This is a genomic window from Collinsella sp. CLA-AP-H1 (assembly GCF_040092945.1).
GTDB lineage: Bacteria > Actinomycetota > Coriobacteriia > Coriobacteriales > Coriobacteriaceae > Collinsella.
The window spans coordinates 75111-81348 of record NZ_JBBNKO010000010.1; the positions used below are offsets into that span (position 1 = coordinate 75111).

Consider the following 6238-nt stretch of genomic DNA (forward strand, 5'->3'; position numbering starts at 1 on the left):
GATTTAATATACGGGATGATTAACCCAAATGCAAGAATTATTTTCGAATAATTTGAAAATAGTTCCCGATACCGATGACCCCCGCCTGCTTTGCCGTTCATTACATTGGAAGGATGGAGATCACGGGGAAAGAGCCCCAGCAGCGAGCGACGTCCCAGTGCCCCGGATCACCCCAAAGCAAGCGGGCGTAGGCCGGATGGCCACGCCCGTGAAGCTGAGGGGCAAGATGGGGTGCCCGGAGCCCGCGCAGCGTCAACAAAAAACGCGGTTCGTTAGAACCGCGTAAAATTAGTGGAGCGGACAACGGGGCGTCCGCGTATCCGCTTCGCGGATCCGCACCGGCTTCGGCCGCCTGTCGGCGTCCTCGCCAGCTCGCTTCAAACGCTCCGCGTTTGCTTAACGCTCGCTCCCTCTCGGGTTCGAGCCCAGGCGATGGGTACGAAAAAGCCCGGCTACCGTGGTAGTCGGGCTGTTGCGTTTGGAGCGGACAACGGGGCTCGAACCCGCGACCCCAACCTTGGCAAGGTTGTGCTCTACCAACTGAGCCATGTCCGCATATGTAAAACAAAACGGGCGCCGGAGCGCCCGGATGTTGCCTGGAGGCGAAGCCCGGATTCGAACCGGGGGTAAAGGCTTTGCAGGCCTCTGCCTTACCACTTGGCCACTTCGCCGAAAAAGGACCGACTGAACGGTCCGGAAATGCAATGGAGCGGACAACGGGGCTCGAACCCGCGACCCCAACCTTGGCAAGGTTGTGCTCTACCAACTGAGCCATGTCCGCTTGCGGGTTATTAATTTACGCGAGTTGTCCAAAAGACGCAAGTACTTTTTTCAAAAAAGTTGTCCAGTGCAAGTTCGCGCAGGTGGGCAACGTCAAGCCAGAGCGCTAAGCGCACGATTCCAATGCCGAGCTAAACAGCTTCACCATCCGAACGCGTGTGCCGGCGCCATCCGTACGACGGGCAACCTCCACATTATCGACGAGCATGCGCATAAGCTTGATACCACGTCCGCGTTCCTCGGATGCCACCGGCTCGCTCGCCCCATCGATAGAATAGCCAGCACCCCGATCAAGCACCTCGAGCACAACACGGTCCCCATAGGCCTGAACCGTCAGGATGCAGCCAACACCGCCCGCATGGTCATACGCGTTACCCAATGCCTCCCCCAACGCCAATGCGACGTCATAACGCTCATCACGCCTCAGGGGAAGCGATTCGAGAAGCTCGGCCACACGGTGCCGATAATACGGGAGGTTCTCGATGCCTCGCCGCACTTCGATGCTCTTGCTCCATCGTGGCAACTCTCCCACCGGAATGGCGGGAATCGACTCACGCGCCGGACCCGCAACATGAAGGATGTCGACAAGTCGGGCAATCTCCAAAAAGCGAATGACCTCATCGGAGGCGTTAACGAGCGAAAGCAGGCCCTCTCGCCTCATGAGCTCTCTGGCACGTGTAAGCAAAAACGCCAAACCCGTCGAGTCGATAAAGCCCACGGCCTGGCAATTGATGACAACACGACGCACGCCCCGGTCGATCAGATTATCCAACCGTCGGCGCAGGACGGACACCGAGGCGATGTCGACATCACCCGGTGGCGTCAAAACCGCTATGTCATTCCACTCATTCATACGACCATGGTTCCCCAAAAGAGCTCGCTCGATGCATACGTATCTGCAACTGCGCAGATTTTGCCCGTCAAGCGTCGCGGCCTACGATCGACCCCGTAAAAACTCAAGGGAAACCAGCGCGATGTCATCGTCCAGCGCTGACTCGGTAAAGCGGTCAAGCTCGCCCAAGACCTTACCGCAGATTCCCGATACGCCCTCGCCCGAAACAGAGAGCAGAAGGTCACGAAGACGTTGCTCGCCAAAGAAAGCACCCGAGCGATCACGTGCTTCGATTGTTCCATCGGTATACATAAATAGCATGTCACCAGGAGCGAACGTAAACACGCCCGTCTCGTACACCATGCTCCCAAAGGCACCGATCACACCCGATTGGCACCCAAGGAGCTCCACTTCTCCCCCTCGGGCTTCTCCGCCGCCAAGCGGCTTCGACTCTGGCCTAATGACCATAGTGGGAGGATGTCCCGCTGAGCAATAGGTAGCGCGACCCGCTTTAAGGTCAATCTTGGCGATAAACGCCGTCACAAACGTCTCGACCCTCGAAAAGCCCATGAGCATGCTATTGAGCGAGCGAGCCATGCGGGCAGGCCCCGCACCCTCCCAGGCATAGGCCGTCAGCGCCGTCTTGACGAGCGCTGACATCGACGCCGCCTCGATTCCTTTGCCGGAAACATCGCCCAAAATCATTACAGCGCAATCGTCGGGAAGACGGACAAGCGTATAAAAGTCGCCGCCAACCAACGCCGAGTTCGTGGCTGACAGGTACACCGAATCGGTTGCGATACCCGGAACGTCACCAAGCGAATTTCTCATGCCAATCTGAAGCGTCTGAGCAATATGACGTTCTTCGCGCTTTTGAGACTCACCCTCGTAGATCAGCTCAAAGTCGTGCGCTAAATGCACCATGTAGTCGTATTCAAGGTCATCGATTGGCTCCTGGCTGCCATCACGAAGCAGCAAAACGCGCCTCGTAGGCCCCTTGGCGATATCGGCGGGAACAATCGCATCGTTGCTTCGTTTGCCATCCGCTTCCGAGTGATAGCGCCCCGCTTCGATGCCGGAGTCGACATAAAGTCCCTGACACGGTAGGCCGTGGGCCCTCAACCATGCGCCCATAGACGTGGATTCGTCCACACGTGTAAGGCGCACATGTTTGAGGTCATCTGCGCTCGTCCCGCCCAGCACCGATGCCTCGAACCCATCGGAAGATGTCCCCAGGCGTGCCGCCGGCGTCGTGACGGAAAAGAAGAGCGACTCCGGATCGCCCGGCAGCGCCACACGGCTGCCGCCCTCGAAATCGATGACATAGGTTTCGAGGTCCGCATCATACTCCACGGGGCAGAAATGGCAATTAAGCACGGCGCAGATTTCGGTCGACACCGCACGCGAGGCGGCAACAGGATCATCGAGGTAGGTAAACAGCTCATCCCGAAGCACATTCAACGAGCGACCAAGCTCTGCCGTACGACGCGAGCGCAAGCTTGACGCCATGCCGACCAGCTGGATGGAGAGGTAATCGCAAATGACCTCGAGCACGTTGACGTCATAGGCAAGCGGTGCCTGCGGACGCTTCCAACCGACCTCCAACACACCGAGCACCTGAGTACCGTAAAACACGGGAAGACATATCTCACTGCGGTATGGAGGCATATCTTGCACGCGCAGCAGGTGCTTAGAACGATTGTCCAGGTCCATGAACATACCGGAGGCGGCCCTATCACCCTCAAGGTCCTGTTGAATCGACAAGCGACAGGCGCGCGACTCGCGAAGAACATACGTCGGAATGCCAGCGCCATACGGCAAAAACTCGGGCAGGTAGCTGTCGTGCAGCTCCTTGGAAACACCGCGAAGCTTAAAACCGCCGCTCTCAGAAAAATAGATAGCGGCACCCGAAGCATCGAGCGTTCCTACAAGCTGGTTCAAAACGGTATCTAACAAACTAGGCAGCTCATCGGAACCCACCGTACTCATAATGACCGACAATGTGCCCGAAAGGCGCTTATTCGCCACCCTGAGCTCCGAAAGCGCACGCTTGAGCTGGCGATCGTGCGAGTATTGCTCTTCGATGCTATGGAGCGCCACCAGAACACGCGGCGCGCGGCGCCCAAAGATGCGAGGCGGTGTAACCGAGCCGGCACAAACCAGGACGGGGATAAAGGAACCGTCACTCAGCTTGAGCATCAGTTCGTTCTCGGAGCCATCAGTTTCAAATGGCAGGCGATGTTCCGTCGCACGTTCAAAAGCGGAAGAGTACAGGACGTCTTTGACATCTCCACCGATGACGTCAGCACGTTCCTCGCACATCAAACTAAGCAAGCGATTATTCACATGCAAAATGGTTCCGTCGAGCTCGCAGATGATGACAGCATCGCTCGTGATCTCGACTAGTTGGGCAACGTCTGCCCACTCGTTGCGTTCAAGCGTTTCCATCGTGAACCCCACCGTCTATCGGTAACAAAAAAGCCTCCGAAGAGGCTTCTCAAATGCGATGGTGTCGGAGGCGGGACTTGAACCCGCATGACCAAAAAGCGGTCACTAGCACCTCAAGCTAGCGCGTCTGCCAATTCCGCCACTCCGACATGCTATGTTGTTGATTCGCGGTCCGTTTGGTTGGACCCGCTCTTTCAACGAGGAAGATAATAACCTATGATTCGAGAACTGTGCAAGCACTTTTTTGAAAAAAGTTTACGAAATTGTAAATGCGCAGGTAGACGCTTATGTCCGGTCCCGAATCGGTGTTGCCTCCGGCGCGTCCTCGGGCATGAGCGATATTTTGCTACGCACTTCGTGCTGCAAAATATCGCTCCCCCTGCGGAATGCGCCGGGAGGCAACACCGATTCGGGACCTGCGTCCACGTACTCCAGACACCGTTCTCAAACATGTTCTGGGGCTGATATATATTTAGTGGCTCGGCTTTGCCGAGCCCTTATATAAGGAGGCCGGAGCTAATGCTCCGGCCTCACTCAATTTCTTATTAGGTTTAGTGAGCGATCGAGGAATCGCACTCCCCCTGCCGAGTTAACGTAGGGCCCGCCCTGGTGTTACTTTTCAGAACATTCCGCACTGATATCTTCTGAATTGATGACGCCAATCGCGCACCCATATACCATTGGCGTCGACACCATAAGATGCGGACCGCGCGGTGACCCCACATTCCGCTGGCGCCCACAGGGCTGCCCTCGTTTCCTGACATGTCCCGCGCGGGCCGCGGCGAGCCGAGACCGCCGCATGACCTAATAGGAGCATGGAGCGATACCGCGGACCCGAACAACCGCATTCTATCGCGCCCCGTCAGTGTGCCGTCTGCCCGGTCCAGGCGAGCACGGAAAGAACGGAGCGAGACATGAGAGCCGAATCGACACCCGGCGCCCGCGGGCCGGTCTTCTGCGGGGTCGACACCCACGCCGACTCGCACTGGCTGTGCGTCCTCGACTGGAGGGGCCGCAAGGTCCTGTCCCGCCAGTTCCCCGCCGACGCGGCGGGCTACGAGGCGCTCGCCGGGGCGATCGCGGCGGCCGGGGAGCCGGCCTGCATCGCGATGGAGGGGACGTCGTCCTACGGGGCGGGCCTCACCAGGCACCTCGCGTCGCTGGGGATGCCCGTGCGCGAGGCGCTCTCCCCGGCGGGGACGCAGAGGAGGCGCCCGGGGCAGGGAAAGTGCGACGAGGCGGACGCGGAGAGGGCCGCCCGCGCGGCGATGTCCGGCTCGAAGCTCGGGACCCCCAAGAGCCAGGACGGGTGGGTCGACGGGGTGCGCTGCATGCTCGCGGCGCGCTCCGGGGCGGTGAAGGCGCGGACCTCGGCGATCAACACCGCGAGGTCGCTGCTCACCACCGCGCCGGAGGGGCTCAGGTCGAGGTTCCGCGGCATGGGAGGGCCGAGGCTGATGGAGGAGCTCCCCTCCGTGCGCGCCGAGGGCGCGCTGGGCGCCGCGCTCGGCGCGCTGGCGGACCTGTGGGCGGCGGCGCGCGACGCGGCGCTCGACATGGAGCGCGCGATCGAGGCGTCCCTGGAGGAGAACTGCCCCGCGCTGCTGGCGATGTACGGGTGCGGGCCCGTGAGCGCGGCCAAGCTCGCGGTCGCGGCCGGGGATGTTAGCGTCAATCTATTTTTCACCAGTTTCGCCAAACAGGCGCGCCGTTCGCGCAAAGGCGGTTTCACCGGTTGCGCTAACGTATTTTCACCGATTCCGGTCACGGCTTGACGGGCCCGTCCCTCGGCAGGTCCTTCAGCCTGTAGGACCTGCCGGTTATCTTGACCAGGTGGCAGTGGTGGCACACCCTGTCCGCGATCGCGCTCGCCGCCACGTCGTCCCCGAACACCCTGCCCCAGCCGCTGATCCCCACGTTGGTGGTGATGATCGTCGAGCGCTGCTCGTAGCGCGTCGATATCAGCTGGAACAGCAGGTCCGCGCCCGCGCTGCCGACGTCGAGGTAGCCGAGCTCGTCGATGATCAGCAGCCTCGAGTGGGCGTAGTACTTGGATTGGCTACACTGATGTGGACAGTTCCGGGAGGGGCGCGAGAGACGGGAGGGCCGTATATGAGGGACCCCAGGCACCCGAGGCATTTCACCGACGAGTTCAAGAGGCAGATAGTCGACCTCTAC

The 6238-nt window shown here is 59.9% G+C and carries 4 protein-coding genes and 4 tRNA genes; 1 reads left to right on the plus strand and 7 read right to left on the minus strand.

All coding sequences use genetic code 11. From position 1 onward, the window contains the following. Window positions 1-479 precede the first annotated feature (479 nt). From AAAV44_RS06890 to AAAV44_RS06915, 6 genes are all read right to left on the minus strand, one after another. Window positions 480-555: transfer RNA gene (locus AAAV44_RS06890), tRNA-Gly, on the minus strand. 42 nt (window positions 556-597) lie between these two features. Then, window positions 598-671, minus strand: a tRNA-Cys gene (locus AAAV44_RS06895). Between the two features lie 34 nt (window positions 672-705). Then, window positions 706-781, minus strand: a tRNA-Gly gene (locus AAAV44_RS06900). 105 nt (window positions 782-886) lie between these two features. Then, complete coding sequence (locus tag AAAV44_RS06905; RefSeq protein WP_349115135.1) at window positions 887-1633, minus strand: anti-sigma factor antagonist; 747 nt, start codon at window positions 1631-1633, stop codon at window positions 887-889. A gap of 81 nt (window positions 1634-1714) precedes the next feature. Beyond that, window positions 1715-4060 carry a SpoIIE family protein phosphatase gene (locus tag AAAV44_RS06910; RefSeq protein ID WP_349115136.1) on the minus strand — a complete coding sequence of 782 codons (2346 nt, stop codon included), beginning with the start codon at window positions 4058-4060 and terminating at the stop codon, window positions 1715-1717. Between the two features lie 59 nt (window positions 4061-4119). Next, window positions 4120-4209 (minus strand) — tRNA-Leu (locus AAAV44_RS06915). 765 nt (window positions 4210-4974) lie between these two features. On the opposite strand from AAAV44_RS06915, the gene AAAV44_RS06920 reads away from it, so the two are divergent. Further along, the gene (locus AAAV44_RS06920) at window positions 4975-5835 is read left to right on the plus strand and encodes a transposase (protein WP_349115137.1); all 861 of its coding nucleotides are present in this window, start codon (window positions 4975-4977) and stop codon (window positions 5833-5835) included. Here the strand turns inward: AAAV44_RS06920 and AAAV44_RS06925 are convergent. Next, window positions 5825-6238: ATP-binding protein (locus AAAV44_RS06925; RefSeq protein ID WP_349115139.1), on the minus strand; the 414-nt coding region annotated here is incomplete at its 5' end. The genes AAAV44_RS06920 and AAAV44_RS06925 overlap by 11 nt on opposite strands.

Excerpts from the sequence above, each read along its gene's own strand:
- AAAV44_RS06905 (WP_349115135.1), bottom strand. The coding sequence starts at position 1,633 with ATGAATGAGTGGAATGACATAGCGGTTTTGACGCCACCGGGTGATGTC.
- AAAV44_RS06910 (WP_349115136.1), bottom strand. The coding sequence starts at position 4,060 with ATGGAAACGCTTGAACGCAACGAGTGGGCAGACGTTGCCCAACTAGTC.
- AAAV44_RS06920 (WP_349115137.1), top strand. The coding sequence starts at position 4,975 with ATGAGAGCCGAATCGACACCCGGCGCCCGCGGGCCGGTCTTCTGCGGG.